Source organism: Halalkalibacter suaedae, from assembly GCF_017939705.1.
Classification (GTDB): domain Bacteria; phylum Bacillota; class Bacilli; order Bacillales; family Bacillaceae_D; genus Halalkalibacter; species Halalkalibacter suaedae.
Map to the genome: position 1 here is coordinate 63248 of NZ_JAGKSQ010000002.1, position 18505 is coordinate 81752.

The 18505-nt window shown below is 36.8% G+C and carries 16 protein-coding genes and 2 riboswitches; of the genes, 10 read left to right on the forward strand and 6 right to left on the reverse strand.

Features of this window, described 5'->3' with window-relative positions; all coding sequences use genetic code 11:
- Window positions 1–499 precede the first annotated feature (499 nt).
- From J7W16_RS04355 to J7W16_RS04365, 3 genes are all read right to left on the reverse strand, one after another.
- On the reverse strand, window positions 500–1354 hold the full coding sequence (locus tag J7W16_RS04355) for a hypothetical protein (protein WP_210596005.1): 855 nt from the start codon (window positions 1352–1354) through the stop codon (window positions 500–502).
- A 51-nt stretch (window positions 1355–1405) separates the two neighbouring features.
- Window positions 1406–1813, reverse strand: a complete 408-nt coding sequence (locus J7W16_RS04360) for a hypothetical protein (protein WP_246879851.1) — start codon at window positions 1811–1813, stop codon at window positions 1406–1408.
- Between the two features lie 154 nt (window positions 1814–1967).
- Window positions 1968–2171: an alpha/beta-type small acid-soluble spore protein gene (locus tag J7W16_RS04365; protein WP_210596006.1), complete on the reverse strand. Its 204-nt coding sequence runs from the start codon at window positions 2169–2171 to the stop codon at window positions 1968–1970.
- Between the two features lie 414 nt (window positions 2172–2585).
- Between J7W16_RS04365 and J7W16_RS04370 the strand changes: the two genes are divergently transcribed.
- From J7W16_RS04370 to J7W16_RS04395, 6 genes are all read left to right on the forward strand, one after another.
- Window positions 2586–3983, forward strand: a complete 1398-nt coding sequence (locus J7W16_RS04370; RefSeq protein ID WP_210596007.1) for an MATE family efflux transporter — start codon at window positions 2586–2588, stop codon at window positions 3981–3983.
- A gap of 68 nt (window positions 3984–4051) precedes the next feature.
- A riboswitch (purine riboswitch) is annotated at window positions 4052–4152 on the forward strand.
- Window positions 4153–4203: 51 nt separating this feature from the next.
- Window positions 4204–5538, forward strand: a complete 1335-nt coding sequence (locus J7W16_RS04375; RefSeq protein ID WP_210596008.1) for a 5'-deoxyadenosine deaminase — start codon at window positions 4204–4206, stop codon at window positions 5536–5538.
- A 126-nt stretch (window positions 5539–5664) separates the two neighbouring features.
- Complete coding sequence (locus tag J7W16_RS04380; protein ID WP_210596009.1) at window positions 5665–7164, forward strand: spore germination protein; 1500 nt, start codon at window positions 5665–5667, stop codon at window positions 7162–7164.
- 2 nt (window positions 7165–7166) lie between these two features.
- Window positions 7167–8258 carry a GerAB/ArcD/ProY family transporter gene (locus tag J7W16_RS04385; RefSeq protein ID WP_210596010.1) on the forward strand — a complete coding sequence of 364 codons (1092 nt, stop codon included), beginning with the start codon at window positions 7167–7169 and terminating at the stop codon, window positions 8256–8258.
- Complete coding sequence (locus J7W16_RS04390) at window positions 8255–9364, forward strand: Ger(x)C family spore germination protein (RefSeq protein ID WP_210596011.1); 1110 nt, start codon at window positions 8255–8257, stop codon at window positions 9362–9364. The genes J7W16_RS04385 and J7W16_RS04390 overlap by 4 nt, the downstream gene beginning before the upstream one ends.
- Before the next feature lie 56 nt (window positions 9365–9420).
- A riboswitch (cyclic di-GMP riboswitch) is annotated at window positions 9421–9504 on the forward strand.
- 44 nt (window positions 9505–9548) lie between these two features.
- A complete protein-coding gene (locus tag J7W16_RS04395) occupies window positions 9549–10430 on the forward strand; it encodes an amidase (RefSeq protein ID WP_210596012.1) in 882 nt (293 codons plus the stop codon).
- A 315-nt stretch (window positions 10431–10745) separates the two neighbouring features.
- Here J7W16_RS04395 and J7W16_RS04400 read toward each other — a convergent pair whose 3' ends face one another.
- A complete protein-coding gene (locus J7W16_RS04400; protein WP_210596013.1) occupies window positions 10746–11681 on the reverse strand; it encodes a glycoside hydrolase domain-containing protein in 936 nt (311 codons plus the stop codon).
- An 86-nt stretch (window positions 11682–11767) separates the two neighbouring features.
- On the reverse strand, window positions 11768–12487 hold the full coding sequence (locus tag J7W16_RS04405) for a 3-ketoacyl-ACP reductase (protein ID WP_210596014.1): 720 nt from the start codon (window positions 12485–12487) through the stop codon (window positions 11768–11770).
- Between the two features lie 211 nt (window positions 12488–12698).
- Here J7W16_RS04405 and J7W16_RS04410 point away from each other — a divergent pair, with 211 nt between their 5' ends.
- Both J7W16_RS04410 and J7W16_RS04415 read left to right on the forward strand, forming a co-directional pair.
- Window positions 12699–13133: a hypothetical protein gene (locus J7W16_RS04410; protein WP_210596015.1), complete on the forward strand. Its 435-nt coding sequence runs from the start codon at window positions 12699–12701 to the stop codon at window positions 13131–13133.
- Window positions 13134–13272: 139 nt separating this feature from the next.
- Window positions 13273–14340 (forward strand): branched-chain amino acid aminotransferase, encoded by a 1068-nt coding sequence (locus J7W16_RS04415; protein ID WP_210596016.1) that lies wholly within the window; start codon window positions 13273–13275, stop codon window positions 14338–14340.
- A gap of 578 nt (window positions 14341–14918) precedes the next feature.
- Here the strand turns inward: J7W16_RS04415 and J7W16_RS04420 are convergent.
- Complete coding sequence (locus J7W16_RS04420) at window positions 14919–15920, reverse strand: hypothetical protein (protein ID WP_210596017.1); 1002 nt, start codon at window positions 15918–15920, stop codon at window positions 14919–14921.
- Window positions 15921–16124: 204 nt separating this feature from the next.
- On the opposite strand from J7W16_RS04420, the gene J7W16_RS04425 reads away from it, so the two are divergent.
- Complete coding sequence (locus J7W16_RS04425; RefSeq protein ID WP_210596018.1) at window positions 16125–16376, forward strand: sporulation protein; 252 nt, start codon at window positions 16125–16127, stop codon at window positions 16374–16376.
- Window positions 16377–16514: 138 nt separating this feature from the next.
- Entirely contained in the window at window positions 16515–18446 is a 1932-nt protein-coding gene (locus J7W16_RS04430; RefSeq protein WP_246879852.1) for an ATP-dependent DNA helicase, read from the forward strand.
- The last annotated feature ends 59 nt before the right edge of the window (window positions 18447–18505 follow it).

Sequence of the window (18505 nt, forward strand, 5' to 3'; positions counted from 1 at the left end):
ACCATTAATTCATAAAACGAGGATCATCTTATCGGCTACTGTCATTTTAGAAACCAAAAACGCATGTTTAAAATAGAGAGTATTCTTTCTGCTGGCATCTCAAGAAGAAGTCATGCATAATTAGCATCCTCCTCGCATACGCTAATAGCAAAGCGCAGCAACGCAAGCTGCTTATAGCGTTTTAGACAAAATACCGAGTGGGAACGTTCCCTTACTCGGTATTTTTTTGTTTTATCCTCCTTCTGGACTTCCTCTAAGCTTGCTGGCTGAATGTGGAAGGGGAATACGAACGACCTTTTGTATGTAATGCATTATCGATGGTAGTAAACCGCTATGAGACTAAAGATCATAGTTCACTAACTAAAAGGCACTCAAAGAAATATGGACGACCAATAATTGATGTGTTAAAAGAAATTCAGTCCAGGAATAAACATATACTGTTATCAAGATGAAGTATTTTGAGAAAATATAAAAGAGCTTTTAGCATTAAACCAAAAGCTCAAAACTCATAATCAGAATCCCTCATGGCCTCTACTGGTCTCTTGTTATAAGTAATTTTATAATACCTCCCTTTTTTTGCTCGTAGTTTATCGTTTAACCATGCTATTATAAGGTTTCTTATATTATAATCTATTTCGTTAAAATCTAATGCTTCCTTATCATAAGGTACGTGAGATTCCCCATGTCTCGAAAAAATACCAGTTCCCTCCTTTGAATTGGCGAATTGAGAAAAACTTCCTAAGAGAAAGAAATCTAAGTATTTTCTTAAATCAGGATCTAGATTATCCCTTATCTTGTTGTAAGCGTTCTTATTTTTAGGGATTTCTAGGTTATATGTAATATTTTCGTAAATTTTGTAAACGTTTATAAAAAAATACAATACGTCAAGTGTTGAAAGTGAAAAGAACATAAGCGTCTCAAGTACAATATCTTCTTCTTTGGCTAAACTAATAAAATCTCCAATGTAGTTTGTCGATAGAGTCGATGATTGTTCGAACATTAAGTTTGAAAAAGGACTGAATAATTGATTATATTCAACTATGGTGAAGTCGTTTTTTCTTGGAGGAACGGGCCTTATACCATGTTTATCTTCAAAAAGAATGCGACTATTATAATCAATAGCGTAATTATTAGTTAACAATATAATACTGTTTAAAAGACGGATTAACGCTTTTGCTCTGTAATATGCTAACTCATGATTTTCAAGATCATATTCTTTTAAGTGGGGTGAAGTTAGATAATATAATTCTACTTCTCCTGTGACATCATAATCACCGACGATACTTATATCATCTGAAAAATTATTAATTGCTAGGCTGTTAAGCATATTAGATTGAATAGGTAAATACCACATATTTTCTCCTCAAGTAGGTTTTTGTATATATTATAAACCAAAAATTACTTTTTATTTATAAATTGTTGTTTTAGGAACCAATGAGACAGCAGGAGTTGGCCAGAAAAATAAAGAAATGGCATACGTTACAAAGACCAAAACCCAAAATGAAATATGGCCGTTTACCATTACTTTTTGAAAGGGTGTAATCATCCGTTCATCTGAACGAATGGCCTTTAACGAGTGAAGGAGGGCGGTCATGATCGCTATGATTAGAAAAATGTTAAACAATTCACCGGCCGCTGTTAAACTAGCTTGGAATATTGTCTGTAGACCTAAAAAGAAAGAACCTGTATATAACCATCCAACTAAGAATGTCATTAAGACAGCCGGGACGACAACGTTTTGTCTGAAAAGCATTGTCAAAATGATTAAACACGTACCAATAAGGTAAATCCAATGCGGAATTGTAAGTACCATCACATCCATCTCCTTTCATCGGCTATACCGAGATAGGATAAGATATGCGAAGGACTAGGCGTTGGTGTATTAACTGAAATGTATACAAACAAAAAACAGTATGGTTAATAACCATACTGTTTTTCTGACTGTGGGCTAGGGTGTTTGTTTATAATTAATATTGTCCTTGCATTTGTTGTTGGGCTGTTTGTACAAGACGCTTAGTAATTTCTCCACCAACAGAACCGTTGGCACGAGAAGTTGTATCAGCACCAAGATTCACACCGAATTCAGATGCAATCTCATATTTCATTTGATCAAGAGCTTGCTCCACACCAGGTACAAGTAATTGATTTGAATTTGAGTTTGAATTAGCCATCATGTATTCCCCCCTTCGACGTTGTACGTTTATTATGCGAGGGGTATAAGAAAAATATACATACCATTTCAATTTAAGACTTTACTGTTTACGAAAGGCTCTTCTTTCGGCATATTCTAGACACTTACTACAAACGTGGATTGGCTCATCTTTTTCTGTAATATACCTACGCATAGGTGGAGTCGTTGACTTACAAAAGTAACACTTCCGTCTGAATGTTGACAGTAGCTTTTTTAACATCATCAATCTCCTCTCTATTGTTCCACTATAATTGTATCAGTTCAAATGGCAGATGACGATTCATTTGTTTGATGACAGCCAATATCGAAAGTTATTGCGGAAAAATAATGATCGGTGTATGATCTGATATGTAACTATTTAGTGAAGCGAAACAAATGAGAGAAGTGAAGATAAATGAAACAACAAAGCAATAGTGATCGACTTGGAACAGAACCTATACCTAAATTATTAAGAAGCCTATCGATCCCGGCGATGATCGGGATGTTCGTCATGGCCTTTTACAATGTAGTTGATACCATTTTCATTTCCTATGGAGTCGGAATTGACGCTGTGGCAGGTGTGACATTAGCATTTCCGATCATGATGATCATGATGGCTGTTTCTGCAGCACTTGGAATTGGTGGTGCATCTGTCATATCAAGAAGGTTAGGCGAACGTAAAGAAGAGGATGCGGATCGAGTGTTTGGTACGATTCTGGCTGTTACAGGGATTATCAGCATCATTGGAATGGTCGCTGCCTTTACAATACTTGAACCGGTTTTACGTCTATTTGGTGCAACTCCGACCATTTTAGAACATGCTATCGATTACACGTTTCCGATGATGCTAGGCATTTTCTTTTTTACATTTACCTTTGCTACAAATAGCATTATTCGTTCTGAGGGAAATGCAAAGTTTGCAATGATGACCATGATTATTCCTTCTGTTCTTAATATCATTTTGGATCCAATTTTTATTTTTGGACTAGATATGGGAGTGAAAGGAGCGGCAATCGCAACAGTTCTCTCACAGGCCTCAGTCTCGATCGTCATTCTTTATTATTTTCTTTCCGGAAAAAGCTCACTCAATCTTTTTAAGCATCATATTAAGATTGATCTACCCATCCTAAAAGAAGTGATTGCGGTAGGACTGCCAGCATTTGCTCAGCAAGCTGCAGGAAGCCTTATGATGATTGCAATTAACTCAATGCTAATTACATTTGGAAATGACTTTCATGTTGGTGTATTTGGAATCATACAACGAATCATTATGTTCACGTTGATGCCAATGATGGGAGTTATGCAAGGGATGCAACCAATTGTCGGGTATAATTTTGGGGCGAAGAATATGACGCGTCTGCGTGACACTGTCGCTATAGGATTAAAAGTAACAATAGCGATGACAGTCATTGTCTTTTTGCTAATTATGGCCGTTCCACATTGGTTTATGATGATTTTTAGCTCTGATCAAGTCGTGATCAATGAAGGTTCAACCTTTTTACGGATTATGTTTAGTGCAGTCTTTCTTATTGGTGTACAAGTGGTGAGTGGGGGATTGTATCAAGCACTAGGTAAACCAAAGCAAGCATTAATTCTTTCATTATCACGCCAATTGTTATTCTTGATTCCGCTTGTGCTGATTTTACCACATTATTTTGGTGTATATGGCGTCTGGATGGCATTCCCGATAGCCGATTTCTTATCATTTCTCCTTGCTGTGACTCTTCTTTACCGAGACCGTGAGATCTTTTTTCATAAAAAGAATGGAAATCATCATAATGATGATAACGAGGAATCCTTCGTTGCAATATAATAGGAAAAAGAATTGGTAGAAAATCTTTCAATCTAGTTGTTAGTTAGCAATTATTTCGCTATGGTTAAGAAAGTAAATGAATATGAATTCGTATAACCTCACGCGATACGGGCTGAGGGTTTCTACTTGGAACCGTAAATTCCTGACTACGAAAATAGTGCCTTGGCACTTTTTTCGTAGTCTTTTTCTTGTTTTTAGACGATAAATTCATGAGGTGATAGTGGTGAAGACGTTAATCAAACAGGCGGAAATTGTAACAATGAATGGAAAAGAAGAGATTTTTGTTGGGGATATTTATATTGAGGATGATCGAATTACAGCCATTGGTCGAGAACTCAATCCGAAAGAAGTTGATAAGATGGTCGATGGAAGAGGGAAAACAGTTATTCCGGGTTTTGTTCAAACCCATATCCATCTATGTCAGACCGTTTTTCGGGGCAAGGGTGATGATCTAGAATTAATGGATTGGCTCAAAAAAAGAATCTGGCCGCTTGAAGCTGCACATGACGAGGAATCCTTGTATTATTCTGCTTTACTAGGAATAGGAGAATTGATTCAAAGTGGAACAACATCGATTGTTGATATGGAGACAGTTCATCATACCGATTTTGCTTTCCAAGCAATTGCCTCTAGTGGGATCAGGGCACTTTCTGGGAAAGTAATGATGGATAAGGGCGATGAAGTGCCAAAGCGTCTCCAGGAAAAAACAGCTCAATCGATTCAAGAAAGTGTTGATTTGCTTGAGAAATGGCATAATTTTGATAATGGTCGGATTAAATATGCGTTTTCTCCTCGTTTTGTTGTTTCTTGTACAGAAACATTATTAAAGGAAGTCGCAAATTTATCAAAGCAATATAATGTTAATGTACATACTCACGCATCCGAAAATCTCGGAGAAATTGAAATTGTAGAACAGGATACTGGTATGCGGAATATCGTCTATCTTGATCATCTCGGTCTTGCTAATGATCGATTAATTTTGGCACATTGTATTTGGTTAAACGATGAAGAAAAACGAATTATTAAGCAAAAAGGAATCCATGTTAGTCATTGTCCTGGTTCTAACTTAAAGCTAGCCTCTGGAATTGCTGAAATACCAAGTTTGCTTGAACAAGATATTTCGGTAAGTCTTGGAGCCGACGGTGCACCGTGTAACAATAACTTAGACATGTTTAATGAAATGCGTTTAGCTGCTCTCATCCAGAAGCCAGAGCACGGTCCAACTGCGATGAATGCACGCACTGTCTTTCGAATGGCAACGATAGGTGGGGCGAAAGCGATTGGTCTAAGTGAGGAAATTGGTAGTTTGGAGGTTGGTAAAAAAGCTGACCTTGCGATACTAGACTTAAATGATTTTCATATGTACCCATCTGCGGGTGTTGATCCAATCTCTAGAATTGTGTATTCGGCAACAAGGGCAGATGTCGTTTCAACAATGGTTAACGGAAAGTTTGTCATGGAAAATCGTATCATGAAAACAATGGATAAGGCGATTGTCTTGCAAGAAGCTAATGCTTCCATTCAACGTTTAACTAATAGAATAGGTGCTTTGTAATAAGTAAAAAAGGCATTGTTGTTATCTCATTGATAATGACAATGCCTTTTTCTATTGTAATAATACATAATTGATGAAAAAAATGGACAAAGATAAGGGAAGTAGTCAAATGAGGAGGGTTTATAAATGTCTAGGAGAAAACGTGGTATTCGCATAAAGAAATACTTCCCAGAACAGCCGCAGGACACGAATCTTGCTAACCCTGACATTAAAAAACCGATCACAATAGAAGACATTAAAGCAAGCTTAAAAGATATAGATGATATTGTATTAAAAGAAGTGAAAATTAAGGAAACACAGGTAACGATTATCTTTTTAAGTTCCTTAATTGATGATGTTATCCTGCAGCAAATGGTCTTTAACCCGATTGATTGGTCGAACTCGGATAAGCCTGAAGAGATATTTAAGCATTACGAGGTGCTTGAACAGGATGAATTACCTAAGTTAATACACGATGTGATGAGTGGCTACACGATCTTAATGTTTGAAAATGAAATAATAAAACTAAGTACTTTTAGTGCACCAAGTCGAAGTGTTTCCCCACCAGAGAACGAAACGACAGTAATGGGACCACAAGATTCTTTTGTGGAAAGTTTAAAAATAAACTTGTCATTAATAAAACGGAGAATTCGTTCCCCACAACTAAAAACAAAAACAATCCTGCTTGGCACGGAAACCAAAAATACAGTTGCGGTTATCTATATGGAGAATATCGCGAATGAACAACATATTGATAAAGTGATAAAGCGTATTGAAAATGTTGAGTTTCATGGCTTTATGGGTTTAGCGATGCTGAAACAGATGCTTGAGGATCGACCATTTTCACCTTTTCCTCAATATGGTCTAACGGTTAGAACAGATAATGCAACCCAGGATCTATTAAATGGTAAGGTACTCGTAATGATGGATGGAAGTCCTGAGGCCGCGAATATGCCATCGACATTCATGGAAATGTTTCTCTCCCCTGAGGATTATTATAATCGTTGGACAACTGCTTCGTTGTTGCGGGCATTACGACTTAGTGGTTTCTTTCTATCCATTCTACTTACGTCTACATACGTGTCTGTTTTGACATTTCACCCGGAAATGCTTCCACCACAATTATTACGATTACTTGCTGAATCAAGATCGCAGGTTCCTTTCCCGCCTGTGATTGAGGTACTGATTATTGAGCTAGTTATCGAGGTACTAAGGGAAGCCGGAGCTCGAATGCCTACGAAAATTGGTCAAACGATTGGTATCGTTGGCGGTATAGTTATCGGTACAGCTGCTGTTGAGGCAGGTCTTGCTAGTAATATTTTAATTGTACTTGTTGCAACAACTGCATTGCTTTCATTTATCCCTCCAAGTTATTTAATGAGTAATGCGATTCGGTTTATTCGCTACGGCTATATCATTAGTGCGGGGATGTTAGGAATGTTTGGTCAAATGATTGTGTTTGCTTGGATGATCAATCATCTATCCAATTTAACGTCACTCGGGGTGCCTTATATCAGCCCAGTTATACCAAGGAAGTGGACAGATTTGCTTAACTCAGTTATTCGTTTTCCAACAAGAATGGTGATTCAAAGACCTGGAATTAGTAGAGCGAAAAAGGATCTGGTCAGACCACTTGATGAGGAGTAATTATGGATAAAGGAAAGTTTGAAAAGTTAAATAAATTTCATGTTATTTTTCTAGCTCAGAACATTATCATTGGTATTGGTCTTTTTTCGCTTCCTAGTGATCTGAGTGAAGCGGGTAACAATATGTGGCTTGTTCCTTCGATTCTGGGTATTTTAGCTAATTTAATTCTGATTCCACTTATTTTACTATGTAAACGATATCCAGAGGACTCGATATTTCAAATGACTGAAAAAATTGTAGGAAAGGGTTTCGGTAAGATAATCAATTTTTTTCTTTTACTTTACGGGATTGTTCAAGTTGCCGTTGTCTTGCAGGGATATGTACGTTTAGTACAAAGCATCACGCTTCCGAATCATACGATTGTGCCTACAACAATAGCTATTATGCTTGTTTTAATATGTATCGTATACGGCGGGATTAAATCAATTGCCCGCTTTTGTATGTTTGCTTTTTTTATTACAATTTGGATGGTTTATTTCACAAAATGGGCTTTCCAAACAGGGGATTGGTTTCACGTTGTTCCTACATTTGAAATCGATACCTCTGCATGGGCATTGTCATTACATAACGGCGCACAATCAATGTTTGGGTTTGGCATCATAGTCTTGTATTATCCTTATATTATCAACAAAAAGAAGGCTTTTTTACATACCTCAATAGGTATTTGGATTAGTGTAGTCGTCTACACCTTAATCACTCTTGCAAGTGTGGTATATTTTTCGGCATGGCAACAAAATCATGTACTCTACCCAATATTAAATCTATATCAAGCGGTTCAACTGAACTTTGTTGAAAGAATTGAAAATTTCGGCGTTAGCTTGTGGGTCTTTCTTGTTTTATCAACAACGGCTGCTTATTTATGGCTAGCAAAAAAAGGGATGGATGCCTTGTTTAGTCAGCACAAAAACAAAGATTGGCATTTGTATGTTGTCAGTTTTTTATCTGCCTTTCTATTTTTAGGACCGATCCCAAATAAAATTCAGAATATTGTTTTTGAAGAAATGAGTGTGTATTACGGTTACTTATTTTTTCTTTTGCCAATATTCTTGCTATTAATTGATTTAATGAAACGTCGGAGGGGATCACACAAATGAAACGGATCTATCCTTTTTTTTTCATTCTTCTCATACTCACTGGATGTACTAATCCCAATCTGAAAGACCCGGTTATTGAAGATTTGGGGATGGTCGGAATTATGGGTTTTGACTATGTTGATGATGAGCAAACGAAAGTGACGGTGACATTACCACAGCCACAGCAGGATGCTGAGGAACAGTTTCAAATTTTTTCTACGAACGTTAGATTACCTCATCAAGCAATTATGGATGTTTCGACCCTAACCGAGAAGGTCCTAACAACATCCCAACTTCGAGTTATTCTGTTTAGTGAGGAGTATGCTAGAAAAAAAGGGATATGGAACATTGCCGAAAATTTATATCGCGATCCCCATGTTGGTGCAAATGTTTATTTTGCTGTTGTAAAAGGGACGGTTGAAGAAATGTTAAATGCTGATTATAAGGATAAGCCTGAAGTGAATATTTATTTTACAGAATTACTTCGTCCGAGGACAATGACATCCTTTAGTCCATTTACAACGATTCGAGACTTTATTTACCGACATACAGATGAAATTTCAGACCCTACAATGCCTTATCTAGAGGTTGTTAAACCAAATTCAGCGAAAATATCGAAAGTAGCATTATTTAAAAATGGTAAGATGATTGACACGATTGAACCTGAAGAAGCTAAATTAATAGAAGGTATGAAACAAAAGAAGAATTTACCTGATTTAACAATTGAAATTCCTGGTGAGGATGGGTCGCAAGAAGAAATGGTCATAATGAAATTTGTAACGACACATTTTGAGTTAACGGTGAATGGAAATCTAAAAGAACCTAAGATTCATGTGAATCTTTATATTCGTGGCTCGATTGTTGACTATGATGGAAATTATCAGCTTGATGATAATGAAAGCAGAACAAAGTTACAAGAGAAAATTAACAAGAAACTCGAAAGAAATGTAGTAACAGTACTTAAAACTTTTCAAGAACTACAAGTTGACCCGACCGGTTTTGGAGAAGCTTTTCGAATTAGGAATCCGGAAAACTGGTCAAAAGAAAAATGGAATGAAGCTTATGCAAATGCAGAAATAACTTCCAATGTAGAAACTCGAATTATATCTACAGGAACGATTCGGTAAAGTGAGAAAAATGTATAGACTTTTTCAATTATTCTCCTATAATAAAATTAATAAGAAAATTGAAAAGGCATACTTATTGAAAGATAAGGACGCAAAGCTATGGGCCTTCGCGATACTCGCATGGTTGCCAGGTTGCCAATTTCTCCGATATGGGGTTTTTGGGCTTCATTTAGGAGGAAATGACATGAAAAAGGTTATTACAATGATGGCTGCTTTTTGTATTTTAGCAACGCTATTCCCGGTTCAGCTAAGCAATGCTAGTGATTCTCAGGTAAAGGCTACATGGCTTTGGAACCCTTATGAATTAGTTTCTCAATCTTCTGAAGTGTTGACATTTTTACAATCCAACCAGGTCACAGATGTCTTTCTACAAATTGATCGAGACCTACCTCATACTATATATCAATCGTTTATTGAACGTGCTTCCGAGCAGAATATAAATATACATGCTCTTGATGGAGCACCTACCTGGGCAACGCAAAAGGGATCTGCTGAGTATCAACCTCTGATAAACTGGTTGCGTAGCTATCAATCATTGTCTACAGAGAACCAACGCTTTTCTGGAATCCATACTGATGTTGAGCCATATCTTCTATCAGAATGGAATACCAGCCGCCAGAAAACGATTCTCTACTATCAGAACTCGGTGAAAGCCTTTCAAAATCTCGCACAGGAATTAAATATTGCATTTGCGGCGGATATTCCTTTTTGGTTTGATGAAATATCTTTTCAAAATAAATCATATGGCAATGGTTTGTTATCTAATTGGGTACAAGCTAACACGGATATCGTGACAATTATGGCATATCGTAATTTCGCCGATGGACCAAATGGGATCATTCAATTATCAAATAACGAAATAATTACTGGATCAAAACTAGGGAAAAAAGTGGTTATTGGAGTAGAGACAGGTTACTCTGAAGAAGGATCTCATTTGAGCTTTTATAATAATGGAAGAGCTACTATGGAAACCGAATTAACAAAGGTAAATGATGCATTCAATGAGTCTACTAGTTATCACGGAATTGCGATTCATCATTATGCAAGCTGGAAGGAATTAAAGTAGGTAAATAAAATGAGACTGGGAAATAAGTGATTTAACGAATAGAAAAGACGAACAATGTTAATTGGCGGACGTAAACCGCTCCTGAAATATACTACGCTTTCCGCGGGAAGCCGGTGAGCCTCCTCGAGCCCCTGGCTCTGCGGGGTCTCACCCCTGGCTTTTACATCCCGCAGGAGTCTTCGTATATTTCATCCGCTACGTGATTTTTTTGTTCGGTATTTCAGTTAGACCTTTGTTTACCTCGAATAGTACCAAAAGCCTTCTGAAATAACAGAAAGGCTTTTGGTGTATGGTCGTGAACATATTTACCGTTTTTTACCACAAATACTCAACAATATCCGAACGAAATAAATTTGTATCTATATTACATACATCTGCTTCAAGTCCATACTGCCAAGCCCAGTCTCGTGAGCTTTCTGGGGCGTTTACTTGATACTCGGGTGCATTTTCCTCTGTAGTGATGCCAATTTGGGGTTGATTACTCCAAATAATTGTTTGTTCTAATACTTGTGCATTATTTTCAGCAGCAGCATTAAATGCGGCTGTTAAGTCACTATCATCGGAGAAGACTCCATAAATTCCGGATTCATACTTAGACGCCATAATTGTTTCATGCCAACCAATAATGAAATCACTAGTAACAGGATAACTCGGTTCAATATCGGCAAATAAAGCTACCCCTTCTGGTATTCCGTATTGACTCGCATAGTCTATTGCCTGTTCAGCCTGAGCAACGCCATTTTCGTATCCAGTTGCGTCTTCAAAATGATTATAGATTGGTAGAATGTAGATACCTTCATCCTTGAACAATTCAATTTCCTGTTCGGTTAATCCATTTGATACGTTTTCTTTGTCCATTAAATAGCGGGCCCAAACAGTTGGTTGCCCAAAATTTGTTGTCACACAATCATAAAATTCCTCTGTTGTAATTGATACAGAATCAACACCCCATAAAAGATTATCCTCATTTTGATTCTCACTAGTGTCCATAGTATTATCTTGCTCGTCGCTAGATTGGTCATCATTACCTTCTTGATCGTTATTTTGTTCATTGCTATCAGACTGATCATTATCTTCTCGATCATTACTTTGCTCATAAGCATCTGAGTACTGTTTTTCAATTTGCTCCAATTGGTCGAGTCTTTTTGCGTCAACAAGCTGATAATTTTGAACAACAAAAATGTAAAAAGCTAGACCTGCGATAAAAAAAGTCACGAGGATTATCCAAAATTGCTTAGTTAGTCCAAACATAAAAGACCTCCTTTAGTCATCCTTAATTAGGATATTAAAGAAGGTCTCTATTTGTATGGGCTCATGATCTATGGAAAAGGAATAACTTAAGGGTTTGTTGACCACATGCCTGCAGATTTGATGAAGATACGTGGGTGGAGTTTTAATTGTGCGATAATAAATTCTGCCAGATCTTCTGGTTGCATGACTTTATCTGGATTACCATCAGTTAAATTTTCTTTAAAGGCTAGTTCAGTTGCCACAGTACTTGGTGTTAATGCAGTTACTCTGATATTATGTTTGCGAACTTCAAGTGCTAACGATTCGGTTAAGCCTAAGAGACCAAACTTCGATGCACTGTAAGCACTTGTAACAGGAGCACCTTTTTGACCTGCTGTTGAAGAAATATTTATGATGTCACCACCATTTTTTTCAATCAACTGAGGCAGGACAGCCCTCGTAACATAATAGGCACCCATTAAATTAACATCAATGATCTTCTTCCATTCATCTGGATCTAATTCTAAAAATGAACCGAATTTGCCAATACCTGCGTTATTAATAAGAATATCAGCTGGCCCCAGTTTGGATGTAAGTGTTTCAATCGCTTGATTGACTTCCTCAAGGGAAGAAACATCAACAGTTGCGTATGCGCAATTTACTCCAATTGCTTCAATTTCCTTTGCGACGTTTTGTAAATCACTTTCCGTACGTGCAAGTAGGCCGACATGAACACCTTCATTGGCTAGAGCGATAGCGGTTGCACGACCAATTCCCTTTCCTGCACCAGTAACATAAGCAATTTTACCCTTAATTGTTTGTCCCATCTTTAAGCTCCCTTCAATATGTAAAGTAGAATATGATCTTACAAAAATAGGGGACTGAAGTCAAAAGATTAGCTCGCATTGTATGTTTGATTATTCTGTAAAATAGGACTTTTTAACATTGAATGAAAATATGATACTATTGTTATGAAGAATATTTTGCGAGTATTTACTACTACATAGGCAAAGACATAATGAATAAGGGGTTTTGACATTGTTAAAAACTAAGCAAGATTTGAACAAGCAATTAGATGTAAGAGGAATTACGTACCACGAAATTTTAGAAAGTGTAAACATTCGCTCAAAGAAGAAGCGAATTCGTCAAAAAGCTGTAAAGAAGGTTTTAACAAATGGCAGCTTCTTGACTAAGAATCAAGCTGAGACGTTTAGCCAAAAGACGATACGAAAAGAAGAAGCTACTAATTCGCCATCTGGAATAGAGAAGCTGCCTGTTACTCTATTACTAAAGCTTGGAAAATCATATTTCAGTGATGAGCCTATTATTAAATATTATTATCACTCAACAAAGCCAGACTACTATAAGAACAAAGAGATTTTAATTGCTGTAACGAAAGATCAATACGCAAAAAACTCCGATCAACAATTAAAGACTGATATTGATAATGAATTACAAAAAAGAGCAAAGTAATCTTTGAGAGAGAGGGTGTATAAATACGCTCTCTTTCTTTGTTTTTAGAAATGGCAAGTTATCTTGAAGTAATGCTTGAATTGTTAGGAGTTACTTTTTACAATATGAACAAGTCCCTCTCTTGAAAGGAGAAGATAAGATGTCAGCTCTTCGTATTGAACAGGTAACAACAAAAAAAGTAATTCCAAAGACCGAGGATTTAGTATTTGGAAAGCACTATACGGATCATATGTTTGTTATGGACTATCAAGAAGGGAAAGGATGGTACGATCCAAGGATTGTTCCATATGAATCAATTACTCTTGACCCTGCAGCAATGGTTTTTCATTATGGACAAACTGTATTTGAAGGATTGAAAGCATATCGTACAGAAGATAACCAAATTAAACTCTTTAGACCTGATGAAAATTTTAAGAGATTAAATCGTTCGAGTGAACGACTAAGCATGCCACAAATTAATGAAAAAGATGTACTTAACTACCTAAAAGAATTGATAAAAATCGACCAGGATTGGGTGCCAGCTGAGGATGGATATTCATTATACATACGGCCATTTGTTATTGCGACAGAACCAAATCTAAGTCTAGCCCCTTCACGTAGTTATCGTTTAATGATTATCTTATCACCGGTTGGCTCTTACTACAAAGAAGGTATTCACCCCGTCGGTATTCATGTCGAAGAGGCATTTACAAGAGCAGTAAAAGGTGGAACAGGGACTGCGAAGACCGCAGGAAATTATTCTGCGGCATACAAAGCCCAAGAGAAGGCGACAAAAGAAGGCTATTCTCAAGTACTTTGGTTAGATGGAATTGAGAAGAAATATATTGAGGAAGTTGGAAGTATGAATGTCTTTTTCAAGATTAATGGTGAAGTTGTTACACCAGAACTAAATGGAAGTATATTAGAAGGAATTACGAGAATGTCTATCATTGAGCTTCTCAAGACGTGGGGAGTACCGTTAAGTGAAAGAAGAATTTCACTCGACGAGCTTTTCCGAGCATATGAACAAGGTTTAGTGGAGGAGGCGTTCGGTACAGGAACGGCAGCAGTTATTTCTCCAATTGGTGAACTGAATTGGAATGGCAAGAAGATGATTATTAACAACAAAGAAACAGGTGAAGTAGCAAAACAACTCTACGAAACACTCACAGGGATCCAAACAGGAAAAGTTGCTGATCCATTTCACTGGACAGTTAATGTGCGATAATAGCTTGAAAAGACAGTGATAAATTTAGCTAAATGAAGCCGAACAATCATAGCAGTTGTAGAAAAGGGTGACTCATTAGAGTCACCCTCAGCCTGTCGACAAAGTCTCGCAAGCGAGACAAGTCGACAGGTTTTTTGATTAGTAGTTAGGATGTCGCTCTTCGACCTCGCTACCGGGATGGGGGGCACGCTTTCCGCAGGCGGGCGTTGAACTAACCGGCTCTGCCGGTGGATTTCAACCTGCCCTTTCTTCCTGCAGGAGTCGGCCCTCCCATCCCGTCCGCTTTTTCTAGTGTAAAAAGGAAATTTGATTCTCCTCAAACAAGGGACAGTTGTCGTTTTTCCATAATATAATTGATGAAAATGGACAAGAGGGATGGAAAAAAATTCAATGCAGGCGATGCGTGTTTTTGTTGCCATGAACCTAAAAAAAATAGCCAACTGGTACTGGAGAAACACACATCCTCTATTACTATCAACAAAAAGCAGATGAAATAACGTAACAACGCCTTTGTTAATCTCTCAGAGGCGTTTTGTCTACGGTCTGAGGGTGACTCATTAGAGTCACCCTAAAAGCTATTAAGCAAAGCGATAATAAATCAAAACGATGGTTGCTAAAACGAATATGAAATTTAAGAAAACGAAAATCATTTGATCAATGACTGTCTTATGGATTGTAATTGGTGGTTTATAAAATGAGACCCCTTCAATAATAAAGATAATTAATATAACATGGATCATAAAATGACCGGTTACTTCTACCCAACCGAATAACATTGTTGTCATTACAAAAATTCCTGTTAAGACGAATGAAAGAAGACGATTTAAGACGCCGACGACGAGCAAATACCCAACAACAAATTCAATAAATGCACTTATTGAAACAAAGGTAGCTGCAGAAAAGAAAAATGTAGGAACCTGGTGGTTTGCTACAATGTCAACAGACATCGCGGGATAGACCCATTTTTCAACAGCAACCCAACAGAGGGATAAGCCTGTTGCTAAGTAGAGAAAAGGAAAACTCCAATTTTCTAGCTTAGTTTTTGACATGAGCAAAACAAAAATAATAGCTAAGTAAAACCCGTAATCAAGCATATGGAATACACCATAATCAACAGTAAGTACACCAAACAGCACAAGTAGAATAATCGCACCAAGTCTTGTCGCAAATTGAATTGGTATAAGTAAGAGGATAATAGATGCCCATGAAAAGTATGTTAACATGGCTGATTGATGAGTAATCTCTGGAGCGAAAATTGAACCAGACAGTACTTGAATGATTATCGCGATCGCTGTCCCGTATTTCAATATCGTCATCGAGTATTTTCTATAGCTCTCTAATTTCAAGTCCATTTTTTTTAATAATGGAAAGTTCATGAATCTCGGTAGGAGTTGGGGCAAGACAGCTAAAATTCCTGCACAGAGTAATGTCATAATCATAAAAAATGGACTAATAATTGATTCGATTGTTTCTTTTTCAGGTTCTAGCTCTGTGAACCATTTCACATGTGCATCTGCTATAAAAGGAGTTAGAATAAGAACGAGCATAATAGCTAAACTAAATAATAATTTTTTCTTCATATCACACCTCGATTTGTAGAATCTTGTAAGTAGTTAGCGATAGTGTACCATAATAAATGAGTTTGTGAATCATTTAACAAACTTATTTCAATTTATATTTTTAGTATGTCAATAATTGTTCAAACTTATAAACAAACTTGTATTGTTTTGCGAATAGAATCACAAACTAACATGAAATGGAAAAAGAGAAGGGAAGTTATATGTATGGATTCAAATTTAGCATTTTTAAGAGAAGCATTATCTAACCATTTGGAAAATCATAAGGTGTGTCAGGAGATTTATCGAAAACTAGAAGCAAATGAATATAAGAATGAGGAAGAATTTGCTCGTGATCTTGAGGTGAATGAAAACAGAATTCTTAATTTGATTTTGCAATATGAACTAGATTATGCAAAACAAGAGAAAGATGATGTGAGACTTCAACAGCTTAATGGTGTATATGAGCAATTATTTTAAGAAAAGAGGATACTAGAAAAGTGAAACTTTACTTTTCGGTATCCTCTTTTTTATCGTTATTTATCTTATGTTGACAAACTATGGATAATTGAGGATAATTAAAAGTTAGTTTATATATAGATGCGGAGGAGCTTTTTTTTGAATAAACAACAATTACCGTTTGCTTATCAAGCAAGTCGTCCTTTTTTTGAGCAATTTAATGAGTGGATTGGTGATGTGTTTTATGATTTACTGCCTGAAGCCGGAATGGAGCTTCGAGATGAGCAGATTTTCATGGCATTCCAACTTGAAAAGGCGTTTATTGATAAGGAAATTATGTTTGCCGAAGCTGGTGTAGGAACTGGAAAGACAATTGTTTATTTATTGTATGCGATTTGCTATGCAAGGTATATGCGAAAACCAGCAATTATAGCCTGTGCAGATGAATCATTAATCGAACAGCTTGTGAAGAAGGGAGGAGATATTGAGAAGTTATCTCAAATCCTTGATTTTGAAATGGATGTTCGTTTAGCTAAATCGAAGGAACAATACTTATGCTTACAAAAATTAGATCATGCTAGAGCCCATGAGGATGATGAGGAGTTTGATCAAATCCATGATGAGCTTCCGTCGTTTGTTCATTCAAATGAAACGTTGCAATCATACTATCATTACGGGGATCGCAAGGAATACGCTCATTTAACAAATGAGCAATGGGAGAAAATAGGCTGGGATTCTTTTCAGGACTGCTTTGTTTGTGATAAGCGTCATCGTTGTGGACAAACACTATCAAGAGACCACTACAGAAAATCAACCGATTTAATTGTATGTTCGCATGATTTCTACATGGATCATATTTGGACATATGATGCAAGAAAACGCGAAGGACAATTACCTCTATTACCCGAAGCTAGTACGATTGTATTTGATGAAGGTCACTTACTAGAGATTGCCGCTCAAAAGGCCCTTACTTATAAATATCGACATGATGTGTTAGAGGAACTACTAACTAGGTTACTTGAAAATGATGTAAGGGAAGAATTTGCTGTTTTAATCGAGGATCTTATTTCTCAAAGTCTTCATGTAAGTCAATTGCTACAAACAAAATCGCACGTTGTTGAGGGCTCGGATCGAAAAGAAATTACCGTTGATTCTGGTATTCTCAAAGAAATAACGATACTTGTGACCCTAATTGCGAAGCTTGAAGATGAGATGGTCTTTGAAAGTGAAATGTATACGATTGATGAATACCAATTAAAAATTGTTGAAGAACATGTTGATATGATCCATCATGCCCTAAAAATCTTCATCCAGCAATCGGCAATAACATGGGTAACGGATGATGAACAGGGAGTAACACTTGTCATTATGCCACGTTTAGTTGAGGATGTACTTGAGGAGAAGGTGTTTCAAAAGAAACTTCCTTTTATTTTCACATCGGCGACGCTTTCAACAAATGGATCATTTGAGTATTTAGCAAATAGCCTTGGTATTAAAAATTACTTATCATTTTCGGTTGAATCTCCATTTGATTATGAGGAACAAATGAAAATCGTAGGAAAATCAATCAGCAAGTTTGCTGATAAGTATAACTATGTTAAGGAATCATTAGCGAATACTGATGGAAAGGGTTTAATCCTTTTTCCTTCATATCAAGAATTACAACGATTCAAACAAGCGGTATTTGAAGATCATTCATTTCAATGGCCGATTTATTTTGAGGGAGACCAAGAAATTAGTGGGCTTATTAACAAATTTCAAGTTGAAACGAACTCAGTTCTATGTGCAGTAAGCTTGTGGGAAGGGTTAGATATACCTGGTGAATCATTATCCAATGTCACAATTTGGGCATTGCCTTTCCCGCCTAATGATCCTGTTTTTGCTGCGAAGCGTAATAGTGCAAATGATCCATTCTGGGATGTCGACGTACCTTACATGCTTTTAAGGTTAAGGCAAGGAATTGGTAGACTTATTAGGACACATCATGACAAAGGTATTGTTTCAATACTAGACCATTCACTAGAAACCGATGCAAGGTTATTTTCAGCAATAACTAATGTGCTACCAGTGAAACTAGAAAAAGAATTATAGGTTATTTACTTCTACTGATTTGAACGTTAATCTAAATATATAACCAAATAGAATAGAGT

Coding starts and splice junctions, on each gene's coding strand:
- J7W16_RS04395 (WP_210596012.1), top strand. CDS start 9,549: ATGAAAAAGGTTATTACAATGATGGCTGCTTTTTGTATTTTAGCAACG.
- J7W16_RS04415 (WP_210596016.1), top strand. CDS start 13,273: ATGTCAGCTCTTCGTATTGAACAGGTAACAACAAAAAAAGTAATTCCA.
- J7W16_RS04365 (WP_210596006.1), bottom strand. CDS start 2,171: ATGGCTAATTCAAACTCAAATTCAAATCAATTACTTGTACCTGGTGTG.
- J7W16_RS04370 (WP_210596007.1), top strand. CDS start 2,586: ATGAAACAACAAAGCAATAGTGATCGACTTGGAACAGAACCTATACCT.
- J7W16_RS04385 (WP_210596010.1), top strand. CDS start 7,167: ATGGATAAAGGAAAGTTTGAAAAGTTAAATAAATTTCATGTTATTTTT.
- J7W16_RS04355 (WP_210596005.1), bottom strand. CDS start 1,354: ATGTGGTATTTACCTATTCAATCTAATATGCTTAACAGCCTAGCAATT.
- J7W16_RS04390 (WP_210596011.1), top strand. CDS start 8,255: ATGAAACGGATCTATCCTTTTTTTTTCATTCTTCTCATACTCACTGGA.
- J7W16_RS04400 (WP_210596013.1), bottom strand. CDS start 11,681: ATGTTTGGACTAACTAAGCAATTTTGGATAATCCTCGTGACTTTTTTT.
- J7W16_RS04380 (WP_210596009.1), top strand. CDS start 5,665: ATGTCTAGGAGAAAACGTGGTATTCGCATAAAGAAATACTTCCCAGAA.
- J7W16_RS04420 (WP_210596017.1), bottom strand. CDS start 15,920: ATGAAGAAAAAATTATTATTTAGTTTAGCTATTATGCTCGTTCTTATT.
- J7W16_RS04405 (WP_210596014.1), bottom strand. CDS start 12,487: ATGGGACAAACAATTAAGGGTAAAATTGCTTATGTTACTGGTGCAGGA.
- J7W16_RS04360 (WP_246879851.1), bottom strand. CDS start 1,813: ATGGTACTTACAATTCCGCATTGGATTTACCTTATTGGTACGTGTTTA.
- J7W16_RS04425 (WP_210596018.1), top strand. CDS start 16,125: ATGGATTCAAATTTAGCATTTTTAAGAGAAGCATTATCTAACCATTTG.